The following is a 24,991-nucleotide window of genomic DNA, read 5'->3' on the forward strand; positions in this document are numbered from 1 at the left end:
GACCGACGGGTACCCCGCCCGGCCGGCCTCACGTCCTCACGTCTGCTTCCGCAGCCGCTCCCGGCACTCCGCCACGTCGAACCCGGCGTCCGGGTACCGGGGATCCAGCTCCCGCAGGTGCTCCACCAGCAGCCGGGTGATGGCCCAGTTGCGGTACCACTTGCGGTCGGCCGGCACCAGGTACCACGGCGCGTACGGGGCCGCGCAACGCTCCAGGGCCAGCTCGTACGCCTCCTGGTAGGCGGGCCACAGGGCGCGTTCCTCGATGTCGCCGGGGTCGAACTTCCAGTGCTTGTCGGGCCGGTCGAGACGGCGCAGCAGACGGCGCTTCTGCTCCTCGGGGGACAGGTGCAGGAAGCACTTGACGAGGGTGACGCCGTCCTCGGCGAGGGACCGCTCGAAGTCGTTGATCAGGCCGTAGCGGCTGCCGATCTCGGCGGGCCGGGCGAGGTGCCGGACCCGGGCGATGAGGACGTCCTCGTAGTGCGAGCGGTCGAAGATGCCGATCTCGCCCTGCGCGGGCAGCGCGCGCCGCACCCGCCACAGGAAGTCGTGCCGCCGCTCCTCCTCGGTGGGCGTCTTGAACGCCGTGATCCGGCAGCCCGCCGGATTGAGCTGGCCGATCACGTGCTTGACCGTGCCGCCCTTGCCGCTGGTGTCCATGCCCTGGAGCACCAGCAGCACCCGGCGGCGGTCGCCCGCGGTGCCCGCCGCCCACAGCCGCTCCTGGAGCCCCGCCAGCCGTCTGCCGGTACGGGCGGCGTCCGCCAGCGCGGCCTCCTTGCCGTCCGGGGCGCCGGGCGTGGCCCCGGCGTCGTACCCGGCGAGGTCGATCCGCTCGCCCTGCGGCAGCCGCAGCAGCTCCCGCAGGGCCTGGTCCTTTTCCCCGGCCGGGTTCTTCGGCACGGACGCTCCTTCCGTCAGGGCTGCCTCCCGGGGGCCCGGGCGCGACGGCCGGGTTCCCGCAGGGCGCCCCGGCACGCTAGCCGGGGGGCGGTCCGCCGTCGGCGTGCGGCTCGAGGGCCTGTTCCCGCAGCGTCGGCTGCCCGCCCCGCTCCAGGAAGTGCAGCAGTTCCACCGGGATGGGCAGGACCAGCGTGGAGTTCTTCTCGGCGGCCACCGCCATCACGGTCTGGAGCAGCCGCAGCTGGAGCGCGGCAGGTGTGCCGGACATCTGCTGGGCGGCCTCGGCGAGCTTCCGGGACGCCTGGAGCTCGGCGTCGGCGTTGATGATCCGGGCCCGGCGCTCCCGGTCCGCCTCGGCCTGGCGGGCCATCGACCGCTTCATCGTGTCGGGCAGGGACACGTCCTTGATCTCCACCCGGTCGACCTGGACGCCCCAGCCCACCGCCGGGCTGTCGATCATCAGCTCCAGGCCCTGGTTGAGCTTCTCGCGGTTGGAGAGCAGGTCGTCCAGGTCGCTCTTGCCGATGATCGACCGCAGCGACGTCTGCGCCATCTGCGACACCGCGAACTTGTAGTCCTCGACCTTCACCAGGGCGCTCGCCGCGTCGATCACCCGGAAGTAGACCACCGCGTCCACCCGGACGGTCACGTTGTCGCGGGTGATGCCCTCCTGGGCCGGGACCGGCAGCGTCACGATCTGCATGTTGACCTTCTGCAGCCGGTCAACGAAGGGGATGATGAGGGTCAGGCCCGGCGCCCGCACGTCCCCCGCGAGCCGGCCGAGCCGGAACAGCACCCCGCGTTCGTACTGCTTGACCACCCGCGCCGCCGCGGCCAGGTACACCACCCCGGCGGAGCCCACCCCCGCCAGGATCAGCAGCAGGTCCTCGACCATGGTGACCTCCTCGCACAGAGGCCGGTTCTGTCCACTGCTGCCACGATAGGCCCGTGGGGCCGGGATGCCGAGAGGTCCCGGGATCCCGGCCCCACGAGCGGGGCTCAGCTACGGGCGCTCACGCGGCCGTGGTGAGCAGCTTGACCGGTTCGGTGCCCGCCGCGCTGTGCCGCTCGGCCCAGTTGTCCAGGGCCGTACGGCAGGCGTGGTCCAGGTGGTGCAACCCGGACAGGTCCAGCCGGACCGGACGGTCCTGGGGCAGCGACTCCAGGCTGTCGAGGATCTTCGGCAGCCGCAGGAAGGTCGCGTTCCCCGCGAGGTACGCCTCGATCGGGCCCGCGCCCTTGTCGACGACCTCCAGCTTGACGTGCGAGGCCTCCCAGGCGGTCTTCACCACCGCCAGCGCGAGACCGATGAGCACGCCCTCGAACATGCTGACCGCGACGATCGAGACGGCCGTGGCGGCCAGGACGAACGCCTCCCCACGGTGCTCGCGCCACAGCCCGGCGAGCGACCGGACCGGGATCAGCTTGGAGCCCGCGTGGATCAGGACGCCGGCGAGGGCCGGGATCGGGATGTACGCGAGCACGTCCGGCAGCAGGGCGGCGAACAGCAGCAGCCAGACGCCGTGCAGCACCCTGGAGGCCTTCGTCCGGGCGCCGGCCTGGACGTTGGTCGCGCTGCGCACGATCACCGCGGTCATCGGCAGCGCGCCGAGCACTCCGCACACCATGTTGCCGGCGCCCTGGGCGAGGAGCTCCTTGTTGTACTCGGTGCGCGGACCGGAGTGCAGCCGGTCGACGGCCGCCGCGCTGAACAGGGATTCGGCGGACGCGATCAGGGTGAAGGCGATGACCGTGCCCAGCAGGCCGACGCCGGCCAGTTCGCCGAAGGCGCTCAGCGGCGGCGGCTGGATGGAGCCGAGCAGGCCCTGCACCTCGACCGTGGCCACGGGCAGGTCGAACGCGACCGTGGCCAGCGTGGCGAGCCCGACCGCGGCGAGCGGACCGGGCAGCGCGCGGACCTTCGCCGGGGTGTGCTTCCACAGCAGCATCACCGCGATGGTGCCCGCGGCCACCGCGAGCGACGCCAGGGCCTTGGTCTCGCCGAAGGCGTCCCACAACGCGCCGGGCACCCCGAAGATCTTGTCCAGACCGGAGTCGGGCGCCTTGGTGGCCATCGCCGGGTACAGCTGTCCGGCGATGATCACCAGGCCGATGCCCGCCAGCATGCCCTCGACGACGGAGACGGAGATGGCGCGGAAGTAGCGGCCCAGCCGCAGCAGGCCCATGGCCACCTGGAGGACGCCGGCGGCGAGCACGATCACGCCGAGCACGGGCAGCCCGAACTCCTTGACCGCCTCGTAGACGAGCACGGTCATGCCGGCCGCCGGACCCGAGACCTGCAGGCTGCTGCCGCGCATGAATCCGGTGACGATGCCGCCCACGATGCCGGTGACCAGGCCGAGTTCGGCCGGTGCCCCGGAGGCGACGGACACGCCCACGCACAGCGGCAGCGCGACCAGGAAGACCACGAGCGAGGCCGCGAAGTCCTCCTTCAGGTGCGGGAAACGGGATATGAGGGTGCGGTTGTCGGTCATCGGCGTGCTCACAGGGACTCGAAGGTGTCGGTCTGCGGGCGGTGCGTCCGTACGGCGCCGGTGTGCACCTCGTAGTACCAGGCGTGCAGGTCGAGCTGACCCTCCTTCACCTTCCGCTCGACGCAGGGGTACGAGCGCAGGCGCAGCAGCTGGGTCAGGACATGGCTCTGGACGCCCTCGGCGACCTCCGGGTCCTCGGCCGCGCCGGCCGGGCGCGGGGTGGCGGTGACCAGCCAGTCGCGCACGGCCGGTACGGCGTTCAGGTCGTCACCGCGCACCAGCGCGCCGACGGCACCGCAGTGCGAGTGGCCGCAGACCACGATGTCGCGGACGCCGAGCACCTCCACGGCGTACTCGATCGTGGCGGCCTCGCTGGTGGGGTGCTCGGACGCGTACGGCGGGACGATGTTGCCCGCGGTGCGCAGCTCGAACAGTTCGCCGGGTCGGGCCCCCGTGATCAGGGCCGGGACGACCCGGGAGTCGGAGCAGGTGATGAAGAGCACCTGCGGGGACTGGCCTTCGGCGAGCTTGGCGAACTCCTCAGGGCGCTGTCCGAAGGTACGGGCGTTGTCGATGAGGGGCTGCATGTGATGGGTTCCTCCTGGCGCGCCTGCCTGGCGCGTCGGACTTGAACGAGCTTCGTATGTGGGGGGGAGAGAGAGCGGCCCGGCTCTCAGCAGCGGAAGACCTGAAGCGCCGCTGGTGTATGGGCTCGGGAGGCTCTGGGCGCGTGGGGGTGAGGGGCAGCGCAGGGCCCCGGTGAACCCGCCCCGGCCGAACGGCCGTATATGAGGCAGGGTTGCTGGCTCCAGCCGAAGGTGGGACCGCGGTGGCGGTCGCGTGCGTGCGGTGCGCCCAAGGGCTGCCCCGCGTGGCCGGGAGCGCGGACGGTGTCCTTGACTCGCGCGCGTTGGTGGCACGGAGGGATCGATTCCGGTCGCTCAGCCTTGGCCAACACCTGACCGGGTGTGTGCGCGGATGCGAAGGTTCCGGCGGGGGTGAAGAGCTGGAACGCGAGCATGGCCACGCCGAGGAGGGCAAGCAGGCTCCGGGTTGTCGTGCCTCGGAACATGAGCCCCCCTCCGTAGAGTTCACGTTTCTTGTCCAGACCAAGCCTTGGTCAATGGATGGTCAAGAAACACATTAACCCTGCAAAACCGTTTGCAGGGTTAACTGCGAGTTACGCGCACAAGAGAGCGTGAAAAGTGCGGGTGACGTGGCGTGAACTCGCTCTTGCCCCGCACGGGCTGGATCGACTATTGGCGGCCGCGACGGGTGGCGGCGGGAGTTGCCCATCGCAGGGGTGTACGGCCGTCCGCTACCGCGGACTGAGCCAGCGTCATATGCCCAAAACCGGCCACTTGTTGGCAGCGGCCGCTGTCGCGGCTACCCGAGGCGTGCCCGGGGGGGGGAGGGTTCTGAGCGTGTGTCACCGCCACCGCCACCGCCACCGCCACCGCCACCGCGGCCGGCGGCTCGCTCCGAGCCTCGCCGGGCATCAGGCGACGGCGCCCCCGGATCGGCGATCCGGGGGCGCGGGGAAGCGGAGACGTGAGGGCGCGAGGAGGCCCGGATCCGAGGATGCCCGGATCCGAGGACGCGGCAGGTACGGCTCGGGCGCCGAGGGGGCGCGGCAGGTACGGCTCAGGCGCCCAGGAGGTCCTTGCCGTCCCGGGCCAGTGCGGTGAGCCGGGATATCGCGCGGAAGTACTTCTTGCGGTAGCCGCCCTTCAGCATCTCCTCGCTGAACAGCTTGTCGAAGGGCAGCCCCGAGGCCAGCACCGGGACCTCGCGGTCGTAGAGCCGGTCGGCGAGGACCACCAGCCGCAGTGCGGTGGACTGGTCCGGGACGGGCTCGACGCCGGTCAGACACACCGCCCGGACCCCGTCGGTCAGCGCGCCGTAGCGGCTCGGGTGCACCTTGGCCAGGTGCTCCAGCAGGTGCGGGAAGTCGTCCAGCGAGGCGCCCTCGGTGGCGAAGGCCGTCTTCATGACCTCCTCGTCGGAGAAGGGCGCCGGCGCCTCGGGCAGGCCGCGGTGGCGGTAGTCCTCACCGTCGATGCGCAGGGTGCGGAAGCGGGCCGAGAGACCCTGGATCTCGCGCAGGAAGTCGGCGGCGGCGAACCGCCCCTCGCCCAGCTTGCCGGGCAGCGTGTTGGAGGTCGCGGCGAGCGCCACGCCCGCCTCGACCAGCTTGCCGAGCAGCGTCGAGACGAGGACGGTGTCGCCGGGGTCGTCCAGCTCGAACTCGTCGATGCACAGCAGACGGTGGCCCTGCAGCGTCTGCACGGTCTTCTGGAAGCCGAGCGCTCCGACCAGGTTGGTCAGCTCGACGAAGGTGCCGAACGCCTTGAGCGCGGGCTCGGCCGGGGTGGCGTGCCAGAGCGAGGCGAGCAGGTGGGTCTTGCCGACGCCGTAGCCGCCGTCCAGGTAGACGCCCCGGGGGCCGGCCGGGGTCTTCGGGGCCTTCGGCCTGCCGAAGCCGAAGAGGCCGCGCTTGCCGCCGCCGACGGCGTGCGCCCCGCCGAGCCCGGCCGCGAAGCCTTCCAGGATCCCGACGGCCTCGGTCTGGCTCGGCTGGTTCGGGTCCGGGATGTACGTGGAGAAGCGGACCGAGTCGAAGCGCGGTGGTGGCACCATCTCGGCGACCAGCCGGTCGGCGGGGACGTGCGGCTCGCGGGCGCACAGGGACAGCGGGCCCGCGTCCGGCAGAGGGCTGGATCCAGGGGCGGCGGTGGAGGACGACACGGGTTTCATGCTAAGCGCCGTGTCAGACTGCACGACATGCGACGCCTGTTCCCTGTGACCGAAGAAACAGCAGCCCAGGCCCCTGGCGGTGGGGCCGAGTCCACCGGCCGGGGCCCGGCGGGGGAGGGGACGACCACCTCGGGCCAGGGCGTTTTCGCCGGTGGGGCGCCTGTGGCCACCGGGTCCCCGGTGCCTGGCGGGGGCGCCGAGGCGCACCCTGGTGCTGGTGCTGGTGCTGGTGCTGGTGCTGGTGCCGTTGTCGGTACTGGTGCCGGCGCCGGTGCGGCGGGCGCCGCGGGACCGGCCGGGGCCGCCGCGCTCGTGGACCGGGAGTGGAGCCTGGCCGAGCTGGCCGCCGCCTACGCCTACCCGGCACCCGCACCGGGCGGCCCGCGGCCGTGGCTGCGGGCCAACATGGTCTCCTCCCTCGACGGCGCGGCCCAGCACGAGGGCCGCTCCCAGCCCATCTCCAGCGCCGCCGACATGCGTATCTTCGGCACGCTGCGGGCCCTCGCGGACGTCGTCGTGGTCGGCGCGGAAACGGTACGGCAGGAGGGGTACCGTCCGGCACGCGCGCGTGCGGAGTTCGCCGCGGCCCGAGAGGCGGCCGGACAGGGTCCGGTCCCGGCGATCGCGGTCGTCAGCGCGAGCCTGGAGCTCGACTTCACCCTGCCGCTGTTCACCTCGCCCCTGGTGCCCACGCTGATCCTGACCGGGGCCGCGGCCGCCCCCGACCGGGTCGCCGCCGCCGAGAAGGCCGGCGCCCGGGTGGTGATCGCCGGCGAGGGCATGGGCGTGGAGCCGGCCCGGGCGGTGCAGACCCTCGCCGGACTCGGGCACACCCGGCTGCTCACCGAAGGCGGCCCACGGCTGCTCGGCCAGCTGATCGCCGCCGAGGTGCTGGACGAGCTGTGCCTGACCGTCTCGCCGATGCTCACCGCGGGCGACGCGCAGCGCATCGCCGGGGGGCCGTCGGTCGCCGTGCCGCGCCGGTTCTCCCTCGTGTCCCTGCTGGAGGAGGACGGATTCCTGTTCAGTCGTTACCGTCGGTCCTGACGGTAGCGGAGTCTGCTGTTCCGGTTGGCTGGCGGCTGGGCGGACACAGGCCGGCGATACCCGTGCGATCACGGGGAAGGATGGTTTCCGCAGGGGCCCTGCCGGGCCCTCCAAGGAAAAGAGGCGCCTGGTGTTCACAAGCGTTCTGATGATCGAGAAGGCCCTGACCTCCGCCGACGTGGAGTTCGTCACCACCTTGCACGGGGACGAGCCGGTCTCCTTCCACGTGCTGCTCCAGCCCCGCGGCGACCAGGCGGACCGGCTGCTGCGGGCCATCGACGACATCGCGCTCGGCGAACTCGACGAGGCGGTGCGGGAAGGGGAGACGCCGGAGGGTCACGAGGCGCGCAGCGTGGGCCGGCAGGCCCTCGACGTCTCGCTCCAGGCGTTGCGTTCCGCGGGGAGCGGGGCGGAGGGGCGGCTGGTCGAGGACCATCCGCTGGACGCGCTGAAGTCACTGGTCGCCGAGGTGAACGCCGACGAGGTGATCGTGCTGACCGATCCCCACTACGTGGAGGAGTTCTTCCACCGGGACTGGGCGTCCCGGGCCCGGCACAAGGTGGGGGTGCCGGTGCTGAAGCTCTTCTCTCACAGCAAGGCGTAGCACCGTCAGGGAGCAGGGAGCAGGGAGCAGGGAGCAGGGAGCAGGGAGCAGGGGCTGCGGGCCGGGCGTCGGAGCCGGGTGCGGTCGCGGGTGCCGGGTGGCTCACCGCGCGGGTCCCCGCACCTGTCGGCCCCGGCCGGTGCCCCTCCTTGCGAGGCACCCGGTGCCCGAGCGCATAGGCTAGGTCTGCTTCCGCTCGTACCGTCTCTGGGGAGAAACGCATGGCACCCGGCCTTCCTACCGCCATGGACCGACCGCACTTCATCGGCATCGGCGGCGCCGGAATGTCGGGTATCGCCAAGATCCTCGCCCAGCGCGGGGCCGCGGTGGCCGGCAGCGACGCCAAGGAGTCCGCGACCGCCGAGGCGCTGCGCGCGCTCGGCGCGACCGTGCACATCGGGCACGCCGCGGAGCACCTCGCCGACGACGCGAGCTGTGTCGTCGTGTCGTCGGCGATCCGCCACGACAACCCCGAGCTGGCCCGCGCCGCCGAGCTGGGCATCCCGGTCGTGCACCGCTCCGACGCGCTGGCCGCGCTGATGACCGGCCTGCGCCCGATCGCCGTGGCGGGCACCCACGGCAAGACCACGACCACCTCGATGCTGGCCGTCTCGCTGTCCGAGCTGGGGCTGGACCCGTCGTACGCCATCGGCGGCGACCTGGACGCGCCCGGCTCCAACGCGCTGCACGGCGAGGGCGACATCTTCGTCGCCGAGGCCGACGAATCGGACCGCAGCTTCCACAAGTACGCGCCCGAGGTCGCCATCGTCCTCAACGTCGAACTCGACCACCACGCCAACTACGCCTCGATGGACGAGATCTACGAGTCCTTCCAGACCTTCGCCGGGAAGATCGTGCCCGGTGGCACGCTGGTGGTCTCCGCCGACCAGGAGGGCGCCCGGGAGCTGACCCGGCGGCTGGCCGGGTCGGTGCGGACCGTGACGTACGGCGAGGCCGAGGACGCCGACGTGCGCGTCCTGTCGATCGTCCCGCAGGGACTGAAGAGCCAGGTCACCGCCCTGCTCGACGGGCAGGAGCTGACCTTCGCGGTGTCCGTGCCCGGCCGCCACTACGCCCTCAACGCGGTCGCCGCCCTCGCCGCCGGTGCCGCCCTCGGCATCCCGGCCGCGGAGCTGGCGCCCGCGCTCGCCGCCTACACCGGCGTCAAGCGGCGCCTCCAGCTCAAGGGCGAGGCGGCCGGCGTCCAGGTGATCGACTCCTACGCCCACCACCCGACCGAGATGACCGCCGACCTGGAGGCCATGCGCGCCGCCGCCGGCGACGCCCGCATCCTCGTCGTCTTCCAGCCGCACCTCTTCTCCCGCACCCAGGAACTGGGCAAGGAGATGGGGCAGGCGCTGGCCCTCGCCGACGCCTCGGTGGTGCTGGACATCTACCCGGCCCGTGAGGACCCGGTCCCCGGCGTCACCAGCGAGCTCATCGTCGAGGCCGCGCGCGCGGCGGGCGCCGACGTCACCGCCGTGCACGACAAGACGGAGATTCCCGCGGTGATCTCGGGAATGGCGAAGCCCGGTGATCTCGTTCTCACCATGGGCGCGGGCGACGTGACGGACCTGGGCCCGCTGATCCTGGACCGCCTGTCGCAGTAGAGGGGCTGAGAGCTCATGTCGTACGACGTCGAGAAGCCGGACGAGCAGTGGCGCGCGGAGCTGACGCCGGCCGAGTACGCCGTGCTGCGCCAGGCCGGCACCGAGCCGGCCTTCACCGGTGAGTACACGGACACCAAGACCAAGGGCGTGTACTCCTGCCGGGCCTGCGGCGCCGACCTGTTCACCTCGGAGACCAAGTTCGCCTCGCACTGCGGCTGGCCGTCCTTCTACGACCCGAAGGACACCGACGCCGTGGAGCTCGTCGAGGACCGCTCCCACGGGATGGTCCGCACCGAGGTGCGGTGCGCCCGCTGCGGCTCCCACCTCGGACACGTCTTCGAGGGCGAGGGGTACCCGACCCCGACCGACCAGCGCTACTGCATCAACTCGATCTCCCTGCGCCTGGCCCCCGACGAGGGCTGAGCCCACGGCGGCCGTGGCCGGGGCCGCCCCGGTCTCCAGAAAAGCAGGGTCGCGTGGTCGGGGGGTCGCCGGGCTGGTGCCCGGCTCCTCCCGGTTTGAGATTCTGTGAGGGTGAGGGGTGTCGCACGGTGGATCCGGTCCCGCCGCAGGCCCCTGCCCGGCGCCGGTGACCGCCACCAGGATGGCGGCGCCGACGAGGCCGGGCAGGACGCGGAAGCCGGCGCGCTGCTCGGCGCCCTGCGGGAGGCCCTGGCCGGGATCGGCACCACCCTGGACCCGGACACGACCTGCGCCGAGCTGACCCGGGCCGCCGTACGGCTGGCCGGCGGAGCCGCCGCCGTGCTGCGGCACACCGGGGACGGCGCCCCCGGATACGCGGCGGTGACCGGGGACGCGGCTTCGCTGCCCGACGTCCGCTGGGCCGCCGCGGCGGCCCGCGAGACGGGCGTACCGGCCGTCGGCGCGCCGTCGCATCCCTGGCTGGAGCACGGGGGCGCCGCCCGCCGGGGTGCCGCGCTGTGCACCCCGCTGACCGGTGCGGCCGACCGGTACGGCGTCCTGGTGTGGGCGCGGGCGGGCGAGCCGCTGCGCCGGACGGAGGCCGGGCTGCTCACCCTGCTCGCCCAGTGCGCCGCCTCCCACCTCCGGCACGCCGAGTCCTACCAGCGGGTCAGCAGCACCGCCGGTGATCTCCAGCGCGCCCTGCTGGCCGAGCCCGGCCGGCCGCACCCCAACCTGGACGTCGCCGTCCGCTATCTCCCGGCCGGCAGCCGCGCCCTGGTGGGCGGCGACTGGTGCGAGACCGTGCGGCTGCACTTCGGCCGGACCCTGCTCGTCGTGGGCGACGTCATGGGACACGGCCTGGAATCCGCCGTCGACATGAACGCCTACCGTTCCTCCCTGCGCTACATCGCCGCCGCCGACCTGCCCCCGCACCGGGTGCTGCGGCAGATGGACGACATCGCCTCCGGGGAGGCCGAGCGCCGGCCCGCCACCTGCCTGCTCGCCCGTGTCGACCCCGGCCGGGGCCAGGTCACGCTGGCCAGCGCCGGTCACCTGCCGCCCGCGCTGATCGGCCGGGACGGCGCGGCCTCGCTGCTGCCGGTCCCGGCCGGACCGCCGCTGAGCACCGGACTGGGCGGATACGAGTCGGCCACGCACCGGCTGGCGCCCGGCGAGACGCTCGTCCTGTTCACCGACGGGCTCGTGGAACGCCGAGGTGAGGACATCGACTGCTCCCTGGCCCGGCTGGCCGCCCTGCGCTTCGACGCCGGGGACGCCCTCGACACCGTCCTGGACTCCATCCTCGGCCGCCTCGACGCCCGGCACGCGGAGGACGACGTCGCCGTCCTCGCCGCCCGCCCCCACATCCGCCAGGGGACGCCCACCCCGCCGCCGTAACCGGACGGGCCCCCGGCGGCACCGTTGCCCCGCCTTCCTCGGCCCCGTGCGGGGCGGCCGTCGTGCCGGCGGCGCCGTTCAGGAACCGGCGTGGACCAGCGCGGCCCAGGTCCAGGGGAGGTCCGGGGCGGCCGTGCGCAGGGCGCGGACCGTTTCGTGCAGGGCGAGCGCCGCGGGCAGCGGGGCGGCGGACGGCAGGAGCGGGCCCAGGGCGTGGTGGAAGGCGGCCGCGGCCTCGGCGGCGAAGGCGTCCCCGACCTCCCAGAGGGTCGCCACCGACTGGGCGTAGCCCGCCAGCTGGAAGACCGAGGCGAGGTGGATGACTTCGTCGGCGTAGGCGGGTGAGGCGCTGCCGCGGGCCGTCCCGCACGCCGACAGGTACGCCAACTCGGCCGATTCCACGTGCAGTTCGGCGACCTCGCCGACGTACAGGTCGCCGTCGGCGAGCAGCAGCCGGCCCGCCGCCACGTCCTCGGGGTCGCTGTCGGCGTGGCAGGCGAAGTGCACCACGGCCGCGTCCGGCAGCGCCGCGCGCACCGCCGCCCGGGTGGCGTCCGGGCCGATCAGCCGGCTGCCGCCACTCGCCGCGACCGCCGCAGCGGCCTCGGCCACGGTCCGGGGCAGCGCCGCCTGCCCCGGCGTCTCGGGCATGGCCACCGCGAGGACACCGCGCCGCCCCGGTGCCGCGCGCCGCCGCGCCCGGCTGTACAGCAGCGCGCGCAGCGTCGGCGTGTAGGAGGAGGCCACCCGGTCCAGGACCGCCGCCCCCGCGGGCGCGTCCGGCCCGTGGTGCCCGGCCGCGTGCAGCGGGAAGGAGTTCAGCACGCCGGACGGCGACCACCACAGGCGGGGCCAGGGCGCCCCGGGGGCGGGCGGGCCGGTGAAGCCCAGCGCGTCCAGGACCGGTTCGGCCAGGACGTCCCACAGCCAGGCCAGCGTGCCGGTGAAGACCTCCCGCGCCCCCTCGAACAGCGGATGGCGCGGGCCGGCCGTGAGCGCGCCGACGGCCAGCCCGAAGGACTCGGCCTGGGCGGCGAGGCCGGCGGCGTCCAGCCGGGGCAGCGGCACCGGCAGCACCCCGTCGGGACGCAGCACCAGCGCGTCGCACCGGCGCGGATGGACGTTGACGCTCACCACCGGCCCCTCGGCGGCGGCCGGCCGCAGGTCGTCCAGGCCGAGCGGCAGCGGGGTGAGGAACCGCCGGAAGCCCGGCCGCTGCTGGAGCTCGGTGATCAGCCGGGCCGCCTGGTCCGCGGCGGCGCGCTGCTCGGCCATCTCCTCCGGGCCGGGCCAGCGGCCGGGTTCCATACTCCGGCGCAACGCGCGCAGCCGGTCCAGGGCGGACCGCAGCCGGCCGTGCAGCTCGGCGTCGGCGTCCTGCAGGGCGGCCAGCTCCTGGCGGGCGTTGAGCGCGGTGGACAGCAGATACGCCCGGCCCTCCTCCAGGGTTTCCAGGGCCGCCACCGGGTCGTGCCCGTCCAGCTCCCGGGCGGCGCCGTCGGAGGCGAACCGGGTGATCAGACTGGGCGAGCGGCCGGCCGCGGGCGGCTCCGCCTCCAGCAACTCCGCCTGCTGGACGCGGTGCTGCGCGGCGGAAGCCCATTGGTGCACCAGCATGGCGGTGCGCACATCCGGCGCGGCCCCGGCGGTCAGCTCCCGGGCGAGGGCCACGGCCTCCGTGTAGTCGGCCTGCTCCGCCCACATCCCGTGCCGCACGAACAGGAGCAGGGCCAGCGTCGTGCGGGTGTCGTCGTACTCCGGGGTGCCCGGTGCCAGCCGGGCCAGCCTGCGGCGGGCGCCGCGTACGCCGTCCTCCACCGCCTGCACCTGGTCGAACGGCGAGTCGTACGCGAAGGCCAGCGACGCGTGCCCGGCGAAGAGGCCGGAGCCGATGCCGAGGTCCTCCAGCAGCCGCGGCAGGTCCTCGAACAGTTCGCGCAGCACCGGCAGCGTCTCGCGCATCCGTGCCGGGTCCAAGGCCGTGCCGCCCGGGGCGTGCAGGCCGCTCGCGACGGCCAGACCGGAGCGGCCGGTCCGCAGCAGGCGGTGTTCGCGGGAGCCGGGCGGTGCGGCGGCGAGCAGCCGGTCGTAGACGCCGAGGATCTCCTCCAGGGCACTGGTGTCGGCCGCTTGCGGCGGGACCGGATCGGGGGCGTCCGCCCGCATGAGTTCGGTGAGGGCCTGCGCGCGTTCCGCCTCGGGCAGCCTGGCGAGGCGCTGGAGTGCGAGCTCGATGCCCTGGCGGAGGATGTCGCCCAGCGAGACGTCCGCGGGGTGGCCGAGGACGAGTCTGCCGAAGTCGAGCAGTTCCTGGCCGCGTCCGCGGCCACCGCCGTGCGGGCCCATGCCGAGCAGCCGGAGTACGGCGGCGATCGGGTGGCTGCCGTCCTCGCCGGTCATCGCCGAACGCACGATGGCGTCGATGGCGTCCGCGTCGGCTTGCAGCTCGGGCGGGAGACCGGACCGGGCGGCGGGCACGTCCGGCCCGGCGATCTCCTCGCTCATCTCCTCGGCGGCCCGGCGCAACAGGTCCGGGTCGGCGAACAGGGGGGCGGAGACGAACAGCAGGGCGGCGCCTTCCTCCGGCCGCCCCGCGGCCATCAGGTTGGCTAACAGCCGCGTCCGGACGTCCTCCCGCTCGGGGTGGCCGGCAGGGGTCAGGTCGAGCAGCCGGCGCAGCGCGTCGGCGGCGTCCGCGGCGAGTTCGGCCGCGCGGGCCGGGCCGGCCTCGGGCAGGCCGATCAGCGCGGCGCGGGCGAGCCGGTCGAGATGGGTGCGCACCGCCTCGTGATCCTCGGCCGGGGTGAGGTCGACGGCCCGCCGGAGCGCGGCCACGGCCTCCTCCCGGACACCGGGTGAAACCTTCCGCGTCCCTTCGGTGCCCAGGGCGTGCAGGGTGAGGACGTACCCCAGGTCGGAGTGGAGTCGTGCCGCGTTGCCGTCGGCCGGGCCGGCGCTCCGCGTCGCCGTGCGCAGCAGCTCGATCACCTCCGGCAGCGAGGTGGCGTCCTGCGTCCGCGCCGCCGTGGCCAGCAGCGCGGACGCGAGGCCGCCGGCGCAGCGGGCGTGGTTCGGGTGGTCCGGGGCGGTCGCCGCGAACGCCGTGCGGAACGCCTCGACCGCCTCGTCCAGCCGCTCGGGCCGGGGGTTGCCGGGCAGGCCGCCGAGGATGAGCAGCGCGTAGCCGAGGTTGCAGCCGGCCACCGCACGGTCGGCTCCCTCCGGCGCGAGGTGCGGCAGAGCCCCGCGGGTCAGCACGGCGCAGGTCTCCAGCGCCTCGGGCCAGGACAGGCCGATGCCCAGTTCCAGCAGCAGCAGACCGAGGTTGGACAGGGCCGCGGCGTGCTCCTGGACGGCGGCCGCGGAGTCCTCGGGCCGGCCGGTGCCCAGCAGCTCGTCGAGCCCGGCGCGCAACGGCGGCGGCAGGACGTCGGGGGAGCCCGGCGCATGGAAGTGGAAGGGGCCGAGCAGCAGTACGCCCGTACGGGTGTCCGCCGCGCCGGCGTCTCCGCGGCCGCCGGCGCGGACCAGCAGGGCGACGCCGAGCGCGTACGCCACCTCCTGGTCCACACCCGGGCCGCCGTCCCCCTCGGCCAGCAGGAGGTGCCGCAGCAGGGCGTCGGTCTCGGCACGCGCCTCCTCGGTGAGCAGCCCGCCGGTGCCGTCCGCTCCCAGCCGGCCGCGGACGGCCCGTAACAACCGCTCCCGCTCGCCCGGCGGCCGCGCACCGGGCGCCTCGTGCCCCCGCGTGCCGCGCACCCGTTCACCGGCGACCGTGCGGCGCGTGTCCTCCGCGGCCGGTGGCCGTGCCCACTCGGTGCCCCTGTCCTCCCCGGCCGGTTCCCGGTCCCACGCCCTGTTCGTCGTCATCGTCCCCACCCCTTGTCCGTGGCGCCAGGCCCCGCGCCTGCGGTCACCGTCATCGGCGCCGTGCGCCCGCTCCCTTGCGGAACCGTTCGGTGACCGCGCGCCCGAGGCTCGCCCGTACCGGGCGCGCCTCCTCGTCGAACCGTTCGAACAGCTCCGGCAGGTGGACGTCCACGGCGGACTCCACCAACTCCGCGTACTCCTCGACGCGTTCCCGTCCGCGCCGCCAGGCGACCAGGCCCGCGCCCGCGCCGGCCACCGCGGCCGGCCACCACACCGCGCCGAGCAGCAGGTACAGCACCGCCCAGCCGCCGAGCCGCATCGCCTCGTCCAGCCGCTGCCGGGACTCGGCCAGCGGCAGCCGGGTGGTGTCCGGCAGCAGCAGCCACAACCGGGGCCAGGCGTCGGCGAGTTCGATCCGGTAGTGCAGCCGGACCCGGGTGGCCGGGGCGCGCAGCCGGTCTCCGGTCCAGGTCGGGTACTCCGGCCGGACCAGGGCCACCGCGTTCCGCTCGGCCTCCCGTTCGGCCAGCGCGCCCGTGTCCCGGGCCGCCGCGCAGGCCCGGTCGCGGCTGTCCCAGGCGCGCCGCCGGCGCTCGGTGAGCCGGCCGGCCAGCGGGCGCAGCGGACGCGGCCAACTGCCGCTGAGCGCACGCTCGTACGGTCCGGCCAGCGCGTCGGCCAGCGAAGCGGCGGCGAAGGACGCGGCCAGCACGCCGAGCAGCAGCACCGCGGTCCGGGTGGAGTCCGAGCTGCCGGCGGTCAGCTCGCGCAGCCGGTGCCGCAGCAGGCCGGCGTCCGCCCAGTGCCGCTGCCCCAGCGTCAGCCCGGTCGCCGCGAGCGCGGTGAACACCAGCCCGGGCAGCACCAGGGTCGCAGCCCAGCGCTCGGCCAGCTTCCTGCCGACGTCCGTGACGAGCCCGGTGAGCACGGCCGCCCGCTCAGCTCTCGGCGTCGTAACGCAGGGCCACGTCGAACACCTCGCACACCGGCAGCTCCTGGTCCGCCCGCCGCCGCTCACGCCGGGCGCACAGCCCGCGCGGGCAGACGTACGCCCCGGACACGGTGTGCGGCCCGTCGTCGGCGATGGAGGTCGGCCGTGACGAGCGCACCTCATCCGCGGCCGGCCCGGCGGTGGTCAGCAGGCCCAGTTCGAGGAGGTGCGCGGTGACGGGTTCGCCGGCCCGGGCAGCCCGGACGGCCTGATCGACGACCCGCCGCCGGGCGGCGCCGACCGGGCCCTGGTGCAGGCGGCGCAACTGAGGCAACCGGCTGCACAGCAGGGCCAGTTGGTGATCATGTTCCTCGAGTGACGGCACATCGCCCAGGGTAGGCCGAGGTCCTGGAGGTGATCCGGGATTCCGTGGCACTCGCGCCGTCCGCCCGGCACGGCGGGCCGCGTCGGCGAACCCCGTTCGCGCGTCCCGCCACCGCGGTGAGCGGCGGGCCCGGCGCGCCGCCGGACCGGCGCCCGCGCCCCCGCCGGCCACTCTCCCGCCAAAGTACGGAAACACACGCGGTCTAGACTCTCCCCGCGTCAGCCAGGATCGGTCGGACCCGAAGGGTACGCGGCGTTTTGATACGGATAGATGGAGTCACGAAGCGGTATCCGGACGGCACGGTCGCGGTCGACCGGCTGTCGCTGGAGATACCGGACCGCGCGATCACCGTCCTCGTCGGGCCCTCCGGCTGCGGCAAGACGACGACCCTGCGGATGATCAACCGGATGGTGGAGCCCAGCGAGGGCAGCATCCTCCTCGACGGCCAGGACATCCGGCAGCAGCCGGTCAACACCCTGCGCCGGTCGATGGGTTACGTCATCCAGAACGCCGGCCTGTTCCAGCACCGCACCATCGTGGACAACATCGCCACCGTGCCCCGGCTGCTCGGCCGGAGCAAGCAGCAGGCCCGCGCCCGGGCCGCCGAGCTGATGGAACGGGTCGGCCTGGACACCGCGCTCGCCAAGCGGTACCCGTACCAGCTCTCCGGCGGCCAGCAGCAGCGCGTCGGCGTGGCCCGCGCGCTCGCCGCCGACCCGCCGGTACTGCTGATGGACGAGCCGTTCTCCGCGGTCGACCCCGTCGTCCGCAAGGGACTTCAGGACGAACTCCTGCGCATCCAGGCGGAACTCGGCAAGACCATCGTGTTCGTCACGCACGACATCGACGAGGCGATCAAACTGGGTACCAAGGTCGCCGTGCTGCGCACCGGCGGCCGGCTCGCCCAGTTCGCCCCGCCCGCCGAACTCCTCAGCGCGCCCGCCGACCCCTTCGTGGAGGACTTCCTCGGCGCCGACCGCGGCATCCGCAGGCTCTCCTTCTTCCCGGCCGCCGGACTGGAGCTGGAGACGGCGCCCCTCGTGCCGGTCGACGCCGACGCCGCCGGGCTCGCCTCCCGCGCCACGGCCGCCCCCTACCTCCTGGTCACCGACCCCGAAGGCCGCCCGCTCGGCTGGAGCGAGCCGGACCGGCTCACCGCCGGCGCCGTCGACCGGGACCGGCTCCTCGACTTCGGGCGGCCGTTCGTCCCCGGCACCGACTCGCTGCGCACCGCGCTCGACGGTGCCGTGCTCTCCCCGACCGGGTGGGCCGTCGCGGTGGACGGCGAGGGACGCGCCGTCGGCGTCGTGTCCCAGCAGGTCATCGGCGAGGCGATCCGCGCCGCCCACGGCCGGGTGGCGGAACACGCCGACACGAAGGCCGGGCGATGAACGGCTTCTTCGACCTCCCGAGCGACCTCCAGCACAGCTACCTCGGCCTGATCGGACTGCATCTGCGCGAGGCCCTGCTGCCGGTCCTCGCCGGACTGCTCGTCTCGCTGCCGGTGGCCCAGCTGTGCGTCCGGTTCCGCTGGATCTACCCGCCCGTCCTCGGCATCACCACCGTCCTCTACGCCATCCCGTCGCTGGCCTTCTTCGTCGTCCTCATCGACTACTTCGGGCAGAGCGAGACCACGGTGATGATCCCGCTCGCGCTCTACAGCCTGGTGGTGCTGGTCCCGGCGATCGTGGACGGCGTGCGCTCGGTGCCACCGGAAACCCTGGCCGCCGCCCAGGCCATGGGCTTCGGGGCGGTACGCCGGTACTTCCAGGTGCAGTTGCCCATCGCCGTACCCGCCATCATCGCCGGCCTGCGGGTGGCGACCGTGTCCAGCATCTCCCTGGTCAGCGTCGGCATGCTCATCGGCAACCAGGGCGCCCTCGGCAACATGCTGTACGACGCCCAGACCTACCACCGCCCCGCACTGGCGGTGAACTCGGTGCTGACCATCGCGGTGCTGGGCATCCTCGCCGACGCCGTGCTCGTCCTCGTCCGCCGCCTGCTCACCCCCTGGATGCCGAGGAAGGGAGCCGCCCGGTGAACGTCCTGGACTTCGCGCACGCCTTCTTCAGCGACGGCGCCCACTGGCACGGCTACGACGGCATCCCCACCCGGTTCTCCGAGCACGTCGGGTACTCGCTGGAGGCCCTGCTGATCGCCGCCGTGATCGGACTGCCCGTCGGCCTGCTGACCGGCCACTACGGCCGCGGCGGCAACGCCCTCGCGCTCATCGCCACCGCCGGCCGGGCGCTGCCCAGCTTCGGCCTGCTCGTGCTGATGTTCATCTGGATCGGCTTCGGCCTGCTGCCGGTGATGATCCCGCTGGTCGTGCTCGCCGTACCGCCGATCCTGGTGACGACCTACGAGGCGGTCCGCTCCGTCGACCCCTCGCCGGTGGACGCCGCCCGGGGCATGGGGATGTCCGAAGGGCGGGTGCTGCTCCAGGTGGAGGTGCCGGTGGCACTGCCGCTCATCTTCAGCGGCCTGCGCACGGCGGCCATCCAGATCGTCTCCACCGCCACCATCGCCGCCTACGTCAGCCTCGGCGGCCTCGGCCGGTACATCATCGACGGCCTCTACCAGAAGGACTACGAGAAGGTCGTCGGCGGCGCCACCCTGGTCGCCGGTCTGGCCCTCGCCACCCTCGCCCTGTTCTGGGCGGTGTCCCGGCTCACGGTCTCGCCGGGAGTGCGCCGGAGCGGCTGACGGCTACCCCTCGGTGCGGGCCAGTGCCAGTTCGAGCACGGTGAGCAGCGCGTCCCGCACCGAGCCCCGCTCCCGGGCGTCGAACACCACGACCGGCACCCCGTCGGAGACGTCCAGCGCCCAGCGGACCTCCTGAAGGGAGTGCTCCACCCTGCCGTCGAAGGCGTTGACCGCGACGGCGAACGGGATCCCCTTGTGCTCGAAGTAGTCGACGGCCGCGTAGCAGTCGTCCAGCCGGCGCGTGTCGACGATGACGAGGCCGCCGACCGCGCCCTCCACGATGTCGTCCCACATGAACCCGAACCGCTCCTGCCCGGGCGTGCCGAACAGGTACAGCTTCAGCGTCGGGTCGATGGTGATGCAGCCGAAGTCCATCGCCACGGTCGTCGTGGTCTTGCGCGGGGTGTGCGTGAGGTCGTCCACCCCGGCCGCGACCTCGGTGATCGACGCCTCCGTGGTCAGCGGCTCGATCTCCGAGATCGCGCCGACGGCCGTGGTCTTGCCCACGCCGAAGCCCCCCGCGACCACCATCTTCACCGGCAGCGGCGGCCGCGCGGCCGGGCCGGCGGCCGGGCCCCGGGCCTGGAGCGGTTCAGTCGGTGTCACTCGGTACCCCTCGGGAGTCGGGGACGGCCCGCAGGCCGTCGATAACCCTGCGCAGGACGGACGCGTCGTGGGTGGCCGAGGCGTCCGGCACGTGGACCGCCAGCTGCCCGGCCTCGCGCAGGTCCTCGGCGAGCACACGGACCACGTTGAGGTGCAGCCGCAGCCGGGCCGCCAGTTCCGCCAGGGACTGCGGCAGTCGGCAGGCGGCGACGATGTCGTGCCGCTCGAAGGAGAGGCGGCCGAGCGCGTCGAGCCCGGCGACGGTGGCCACCACCTGGGTCTCCAGGGGCAGCGCCCGGCCGGAGCCGGCGTCCGCCACCCGGCCGGCGGTGACCAGGTACGGCCGTACGGCGGGGGCGGGGCCGACCGGGCCGGGACCCGGGGGCGGGGTGCCGTCCGCCATGAAAACCTCCGCCTCCTCAGCCGGCCGCGGCCGCGCCCACGCTGTTCTTCAGCTCCAGCACCAGCTGCGGGCTCAGCGCGGCACCCGCCCGGTTGGCGAACAGCGTCATCTCGTAGGCGATGTTGCCGAGTTTGGCCTCCTTGCCGGTGACGACGCCGAGCACGGCGCCGCTGCCGATCGCGGAGACGATGACGTGTCCGCCCTCCAGGTCGATGATGACCTTGTTCAGACCGCCCAGGCCGTAGTTGCCGGAGGCGCCGGCGGCCAGGCTGGTGATGCCGGACACGATCGCCGCGAGCCGCTCGGAGTCGGCGTGCTCGCGCAGCTGCGACACCGCGATCAGCAGACCGTCGGAGGACACGGCGATCGCGTCGACGACGCCCGCGGTCTCGGTCGCGAAGCGGTTCAGCAGCCAGGTGAAGTCGGCCGCGGCCGCTTGCAGATCGGCCGGCGGGGTGCCGCCCGTCGGGGTGTCACCTGTCGACGTGGTCACTGCTCGGCTCCTTCCGGAGGGTGGTTCGGATCGTGCGGCGGTGTGGTCGGGCGGTGGTGGCCGGTGGCCGGGTGGTGCGGGGGTGCGGCCGATTGGTGGTCGGTGGCCGGGTGGTGCGGGGGTGTGGCCGGGTGGTCGTCGGTGGCCGGGTGGTGGTCCGTGGCCGGGTCGTGCGGGGCGGGCGCCGGGTGGTGGTGCGTGGTCGGGTCGTGCGGGGCGGGCGCCGGGTGGTGGTGCGTGGCCGGCGCGCCGGAAGGTGTGGCCGGCGTGGTGGCCGCCGGACGCGGGAAGCCGCCCGTGTCGCTGTCCCGCCGGGCGCGCTCCACCGCCTCCTCGAACTCCTCCAGCGCGCTGCGGACGGCCTCCGCGTCCAGCGGCCGGGCGGTTTCCGGCACCGCCGGCCCGGCACCGGCGGTGGTCCGCAGAGTGGCCCCGCGGACCCGGCGGCGCAGCGGGCGGCCGCCACCGGAGGCCGCCCCGGCCCACCCCTCGGCGGGCGGCGCCCCGGAAGGCTCCGGTGCGGAGGTCTTCGCCTCGACGGTCTTCGCTTCGACGGTCTGCGCTTCGACGGTCTGCGCTTCGGCGGTCTTCGCCTCGACGGTCTGCGCTTCGGCGGTATCCGCCTCGACGGTCTGCGCTTCGGCGGTATCCGCTTCGACGGTCTTCGCTTCGGCGGTCTCCGCTTCGGCGGTCCCCGGTGCGTCGCTGCCGTGCTGCGCCGCGTCCCGCGGTGCACGTCGTGACGGTGGCACTCGGCGGGGCAGGGGCCCGCCGTGCCCCGCCCGGACGGGCTCGGGGTGGCCGGCGGGATCGTGTGCGGTGCGCGCGCTGGTGTCGCCGTGCACGTCGGTGCGGGCGCCCCCGGGCGTGCCGTCGTGTTCCGCGCGGGCCGGCTCGTCCCGGGGGGTGCCGCCTGCCGGTGGCTTCTCGTGGGTGTCCGGCGTCGGTGCGGCCGGCGGCCGGCGGGGCGGGAGCGGCGGGCCAGACACCCCCGCCGTGGACCCGCGCCCAGCGGTGACCGCGCCGACCGCCGTGTCCGGCCGGGCCGGAGCAGGCGCCCCCGGGGGTGGCGCCGGCAGCAGCGCGGGCGGCAGGGTGACCTCCGCCGTCACACCGCCGCCCGGCGTCCGGGTCAGCTCGACCCCGATCTCCCAGCGGCGCGCCAGCGCACCCACCACGAACAGGCCCAGCACCTTGGTCGGCACCAGGTCGAGCCGCTCGCGGCGGATCAGCCGGGCGTTCTCCTCGGCGAGCCGCTCGGCGCTCATGCCGAGGCCGTGGTCGGTGACCACCACGTGCGCGCCCCCGGCGCCGCGGCCCACGGTGACCTCCACGGGGCTGCCCTCGGGCGAGAACGACACCGCGTTCTCCAGCAGTTCGGCCGTCATCAGCGTGAGGTCCCCGGTGACGTCCGGCTCCACCACGGCGTCCGACGCCACGTACAGCCGTACCCGCTGGTAGCCCTCGATCTGCCCGAGCGCGGCCCGGACCACGTTCGACAGCGCCGCCGGCCCGGCGTCCAGCACGGGCTCGCGGATGCCGGCCAGCAGCATCAGGCTGTCGGCGTTGCGGCGCAGTCGTACGGCTATGTGGTCGATGGAGTACAGCCGCTCCAGCAGAGCGGGATCGGTCTCACCGCGCTCCACGGCGTCGATCAGCGCGAGCTGGCGGGTCGTCAGGTTGCTCACCCGGCGGCCCACGTTGCCGAACATCTCGGCGGTGTTGCGCCGGCTGAGCACCTGGCGCTCCAGCAGTGCGGCGGCGGTGGCCTGGACGTGGTTGAACGCCTCGGCCAGGTCGCCGATCTCGTCGCGTGCCGTCACCGGCATGTCCCGCAACCGGGGTGGCCCGTCGTCCTCGGCGTCGTCGTCGGCCACCCGGGCCAGCTCCCGGCCCGCCACTTCGGCGACCTCCCGCGCCGCCCCGGTGAGCGCCTGCACGGGCCGGACCACCGAGCGGCGTACCAGCACGGCGAAGGCGATCCACAGCGCGAAGGCGACCACCGCACCGCTCAGCAGCAGGCCGGCCCGCCACCCGGCGGACTCGGCGGCGCCGTCGGCACGGTCGGCGATCTGGCCGATCAGCGCGGTGGTGATCGCCAGCCGGGCGGCGGCCTGTTCCGGGTAGGCCGGGTAGTCGGCCAGCGCGCGCCGGACCGCCCGCCGGATCTCCTCCCGGCCCTCCGCCTGCAGCCGGCCGGCGTCCACCTGGAGCCCGGCGTACGCCTCGGCGATCTCCCGCTGTGCCGCCGTGTGTTCGACCCCGGCGAGCCGCTCGGCCTGCGCACCGGTGGCGAAGCGGGTGAAGCGCTCGGCCTGGTGGGTGTAGAGCTGGCGGGCGCCGACGGCGCTGGTGAACTCGATCCGTGCGTTGGTGTCCCCCGTGGTCGCGGCGAACACGTTGGTCTCGAACGCGCCGTGGGCGGCGTCCGCGCGCAGCAGGGAGTCGAGCAGGCTGCCGGTGAAGGTCTCGGCGAGGTCGGCGTCACGGTCGAGGCCGAGGCCGTCGATCAGGCTCTGGGCGGCGCCCGCGTAGGCCGGGTCGATGTTGTCGGCGGGCAGGTACGACCGCTCCACCGAGGTGCGCAGACTGCTGAGGCCCTCGACCCCGCGCAGGGCCTGGGCCTCGCTCTGCGGCAGCCGGTCACCGAAGGCCGCGCGCACCGCGGCCACCTGGGAGTCGACCGCCCTCTGCGCCGCGCGGTAGCCGGACGCCGAGGGCTTCGCGTCCCCGGCCTCGTAGCGCGTCGAGAGCAGGATGGCCTGCTGGTGCTCGGCCTGCACGCGGTCCACCAGCCGCGCCACCTGCGCGCTGTCGCGCACCAGCCGGGCGGCGGAGGCGGCGCTGGACGACTGCTGCGCCAGGTCGGTGAACAGGTAGGCGAGCAGGCCCGCGATGACCGCGAGGGGGATGCCGACGAGCAGGTTGAGCTTGCGCCGGAAGGGCCAGCGGTCGGCGAATCCCCGGTCTTCGCCCCGCACGGGTGCGTGCCGGCCGGGCGCGTCCACCCGAGTCGTGGACACCGGGCCTCCTTCGTGGATGTTCGTCCGGGGGAGCCGTCACCCCGGACTCGCCCCTCGCCCCGAGAGCCCCGTCGCGCTCCCGAACGGGAGCGCCGCCGCCCCCGCGACGCCTGTGCCGCGGACACCGGGGCGAGCCCCGCACACCGCTGTGGTCGATCCAACCCGCCCGACACTACAGGCCCGTCGAGGAGTCGATCAGCTCGCCTTTCATCAAGAATGCGTTACAAAGTGACCGCGCTCCGTGCACAACTGACCACAGAAGGAGGCCAATCGGTGATCTGCGGCACTTGACTGACCGAGAACAGGCTGGATTGGATCGACGCGTGACTTCAACGACCCACATCAGCAGGTCCATCCGGAGGAACCGGGGCGCGGCGGCGGTCGCCCTCGTGGCGGCGACGGCCCTGCTGGCGGGCTGTTCCTCCGAGGACGACGACGGCGACAACCCCCTTACGGACGGCGGCAAGGCGAGCGGCGACAGCGTGGTCGTCGGGTCCAACAACTTCCCCGAGAGCACCCTGCTCGCCGACATCTACGGCGAGGCCCTGAAGGCCAAGGGGATCAAGGTCACGTACAAGCCGAACATCGGCAGCCGCGAGACCACCTACGGACTGATCAAGAACGGTTCCGTGTCGGTGCTGCCCGAGTACAACGGCGCGCTGCTGGCCTACCTCGACCCGAAGGCCGCTCCGAAGAGCCTCGACGAGACCACGGCCGCCATCAACGCCAAGCTGGACTCCAAGCTCACCCTGCTGGAGCCCTCCTCGGCCCAGGACAAGGACTCCGTCACGGTCAACGCGGCCACCGCGAAGAAGTACGACCTCACCGAGAAGTCCTCCATCGCCGCCCTGAAGCCCGTCGCCAAGGACCTGGTCATCGGCGCCTCGCCGGAGTTCCAGACCCGGCAGCAGGGTCTGGTGGGCCTGAAGTCCGTCTACGGGCTGGAGTTCAAGTCCTTCAAGGCGCTGGACGCGGGCGGCCCGCTCACCCTGGCGGCACTGAAGAGAAACGCCGTGCAGGTCGCGGACATCTTCACCACGGACCCGAACATCTCCAAGGAGAAGTTCGTCGTCCTGCAGGACCCGAAGAACCTCTTCGGCTTCGAGAACGTCCAGCCGCTCGTGTACAAGGGCGCGCTGTCCAAGGAGGGCGTGGCGGCGCTCGACGCGGTCTCGGCCAAGCTCGACACGGCGACCCTGCTGGACCTGGACACCCAGGTGCAGGCGGGGAACAAGGACCCGCTGGACGTCGCCAAGGCATGGCTGAAGTCCACCGGTCTCGGCTGATCCCCGCCCGCCCCGCGCGGGGTCTGGTGGACCGGCGTCGTCACG

At 74.0% G+C, this 24,991-nt stretch carries 21 protein-coding genes; 9 read left to right on the top strand and 12 right to left on the bottom strand.

Annotation, left to right across the window (positions count from 1 at the left end):
* Window positions 1-36: 36 nt before the first annotated feature.
* From ABZ576_RS07945 to zapE, 5 genes are all read right to left on the bottom strand, one after another.
* Window positions 37-906, bottom strand: a complete 870-nt coding sequence (locus ABZ576_RS07945) for a PPK2 family polyphosphate kinase (protein ID WP_360737252.1) — start codon at window positions 904-906, stop codon at window positions 37-39.
* Window positions 907-982: 76 nt separating this feature from the next.
* Window positions 983-1,801, bottom strand: a complete 819-nt coding sequence (locus ABZ576_RS07950) for a slipin family protein (protein ID WP_360737254.1) — start codon at window positions 1,799-1,801, stop codon at window positions 983-985.
* Window positions 1,802-1,919: 118 nt separating this feature from the next.
* Window positions 1,920-3,401, bottom strand: a complete 1,482-nt coding sequence (locus ABZ576_RS07955) for a SulP family inorganic anion transporter (protein ID WP_360737257.1) — start codon at window positions 3,399-3,401, stop codon at window positions 1,920-1,922.
* Window positions 3,402-3,409: 8 nt separating this feature from the next.
* The gene (locus tag ABZ576_RS07960; protein WP_360737260.1) at window positions 3,410-3,988 is read right to left on the bottom strand and encodes a carbonic anhydrase; all 579 of its coding nucleotides are present in this window, start codon (window positions 3,986-3,988) and stop codon (window positions 3,410-3,412) included.
* A 1,057-nt stretch (window positions 3,989-5,045) separates the two neighbouring features.
* On the bottom strand, window positions 5,046-6,149 hold the full coding sequence (gene zapE / locus ABZ576_RS07965; protein WP_360737262.1) for a cell division protein ZapE: 1,104 nt from the start codon (window positions 6,147-6,149) through the stop codon (window positions 5,046-5,048).
* Window positions 6,150-6,470: 321 nt separating this feature from the next.
* Between zapE and ABZ576_RS07970 the strand changes: the two genes are divergently transcribed.
* From ABZ576_RS07970 to ABZ576_RS07990, 5 genes are all read left to right on the top strand, one after another.
* On the top strand, window positions 6,471-7,205 hold the full coding sequence (locus ABZ576_RS07970; RefSeq protein WP_360737264.1) for a pyrimidine reductase family protein: 735 nt from the start codon (window positions 6,471-6,473) through the stop codon (window positions 7,203-7,205).
* Between the two features lie 130 nt (window positions 7,206-7,335).
* Window positions 7,336-7,809, top strand: coding sequence for an indole-3-glycerol phosphate synthase (locus ABZ576_RS07975; protein WP_360737266.1), 474 nt, complete (start codon window positions 7,336-7,338; stop codon window positions 7,807-7,809).
* Window positions 7,810-8,030: 221 nt separating this feature from the next.
* Window positions 8,031-9,419, top strand: coding sequence for a UDP-N-acetylmuramate--L-alanine ligase (gene murC / locus ABZ576_RS07980; RefSeq protein WP_360737269.1), 1,389 nt, complete (start codon window positions 8,031-8,033; stop codon window positions 9,417-9,419).
* A 15-nt stretch (window positions 9,420-9,434) separates the two neighbouring features.
* Window positions 9,435-9,842, top strand: coding sequence for a peptide-methionine (R)-S-oxide reductase MsrB (gene msrB / locus ABZ576_RS07985; RefSeq protein ID WP_360737272.1), 408 nt, complete (start codon window positions 9,435-9,437; stop codon window positions 9,840-9,842).
* Between the two features lie 111 nt (window positions 9,843-9,953).
* Window positions 9,954-11,243 (top strand): PP2C family protein-serine/threonine phosphatase, encoded by a 1,290-nt coding sequence (locus ABZ576_RS07990; RefSeq protein WP_360737275.1) that lies wholly within the window; start codon window positions 9,954-9,956, stop codon window positions 11,241-11,243.
* Window positions 11,244-11,321: 78 nt separating this feature from the next.
* On the opposite strand, the gene ABZ576_RS07995 is transcribed toward ABZ576_RS07990, so the two are convergent.
* Genes ABZ576_RS07995 through ABZ576_RS08005 form a run of 3 tightly spaced genes read right to left on the bottom strand, consistent with a single transcriptional unit; the run spans window position 11,322 to window position 16,429 of the window.
* On the bottom strand, window positions 11,322-15,113 hold the full coding sequence (locus ABZ576_RS07995; protein ID WP_360737278.1) for a CHAT domain-containing protein: 3,792 nt from the start codon (window positions 15,111-15,113) through the stop codon (window positions 11,322-11,324).
* Between the two features lie 49 nt (window positions 15,114-15,162).
* Window positions 15,163-16,041, bottom strand: a complete 879-nt coding sequence (locus tag ABZ576_RS08000; protein WP_360737281.1) for a hypothetical protein — start codon at window positions 16,039-16,041, stop codon at window positions 15,163-15,165.
* A 10-nt stretch (window positions 16,042-16,051) separates the two neighbouring features.
* Window positions 16,052-16,429 (bottom strand): hypothetical protein, encoded by a 378-nt coding sequence (locus ABZ576_RS08005; RefSeq protein ID WP_360737283.1) that lies wholly within the window; start codon window positions 16,427-16,429, stop codon window positions 16,052-16,054.
* A 257-nt stretch (window positions 16,430-16,686) separates the two neighbouring features.
* On the opposite strand from ABZ576_RS08005, the gene ABZ576_RS08010 reads away from it, so the two are divergent.
* Genes ABZ576_RS08010 through ABZ576_RS08020 form a run of 3 tightly spaced genes read left to right on the top strand, consistent with a single transcriptional unit; the run spans window position 16,687 to window position 19,135 of the window.
* Window positions 16,687-17,820, top strand: coding sequence for an ABC transporter ATP-binding protein (locus ABZ576_RS08010; protein ID WP_360737285.1), 1,134 nt, complete (start codon window positions 16,687-16,689; stop codon window positions 17,818-17,820).
* A complete protein-coding gene (locus ABZ576_RS08015; protein WP_360737287.1) occupies window positions 17,817-18,470 on the top strand; it encodes an ABC transporter permease subunit in 654 nt (217 codons plus the stop codon). Before ABZ576_RS08010 ends, ABZ576_RS08015 begins: the two co-directional genes overlap by 4 nt.
* Window positions 18,467-19,135, top strand: a complete 669-nt coding sequence (locus tag ABZ576_RS08020) for an ABC transporter permease (RefSeq protein ID WP_360737289.1) — start codon at window positions 18,467-18,469, stop codon at window positions 19,133-19,135. Before ABZ576_RS08015 ends, ABZ576_RS08020 begins: the two co-directional genes overlap by 4 nt.
* Before the next feature lie 3 nt (window positions 19,136-19,138).
* Here the strand turns inward: ABZ576_RS08020 and ABZ576_RS08025 are convergent, their stop codons facing one another.
* Genes ABZ576_RS08025 through ABZ576_RS08040 form a run of 4 tightly spaced genes read right to left on the bottom strand, consistent with a single transcriptional unit; the run spans window position 19,139 to window position 23,660 of the window.
* Window positions 19,139-19,741, bottom strand: coding sequence for an ATP/GTP-binding protein (locus ABZ576_RS08025; RefSeq protein WP_360737291.1), 603 nt, complete (start codon window positions 19,739-19,741; stop codon window positions 19,139-19,141).
* The gene (locus ABZ576_RS08030; protein WP_360737293.1) at window positions 19,728-20,144 is read right to left on the bottom strand and encodes a DUF742 domain-containing protein; all 417 of its coding nucleotides are present in this window, start codon (window positions 20,142-20,144) and stop codon (window positions 19,728-19,730) included. Before ABZ576_RS08030 ends, ABZ576_RS08025 begins: the two co-directional genes overlap by 14 nt.
* Window positions 20,145-20,160: 16 nt before the next feature.
* Window positions 20,161-20,637 (bottom strand): roadblock/LC7 domain-containing protein, encoded by a 477-nt coding sequence (locus ABZ576_RS08035; protein WP_360737296.1) that lies wholly within the window; start codon window positions 20,635-20,637, stop codon window positions 20,161-20,163.
* Window positions 20,634-23,660 (bottom strand): ATP-binding protein, encoded by a 3,027-nt coding sequence (locus ABZ576_RS08040; RefSeq protein ID WP_360737298.1) that lies wholly within the window; start codon window positions 23,658-23,660, stop codon window positions 20,634-20,636. The genes ABZ576_RS08035 and ABZ576_RS08040 overlap by 4 nt, the downstream gene beginning before the upstream one ends.
* Window positions 23,661-23,983: 323 nt before the next feature.
* Here ABZ576_RS08040 and ABZ576_RS08045 point away from each other — a divergent pair, with 323 nt between their 5' ends.
* Window positions 23,984-24,946 (top strand): ABC transporter substrate-binding protein, encoded by a 963-nt coding sequence (locus ABZ576_RS08045; protein ID WP_360737299.1) that lies wholly within the window; start codon window positions 23,984-23,986, stop codon window positions 24,944-24,946.
* Window positions 24,947-24,991: the final 45 nt, after the last annotated feature.

It is taken from the genome of Streptomyces sp. NPDC013455, from assembly GCF_040632975.1.
In the GTDB taxonomy this organism is placed as follows: domain Bacteria; phylum Actinomycetota; class Actinomycetes; order Streptomycetales; family Streptomycetaceae; genus Streptomyces.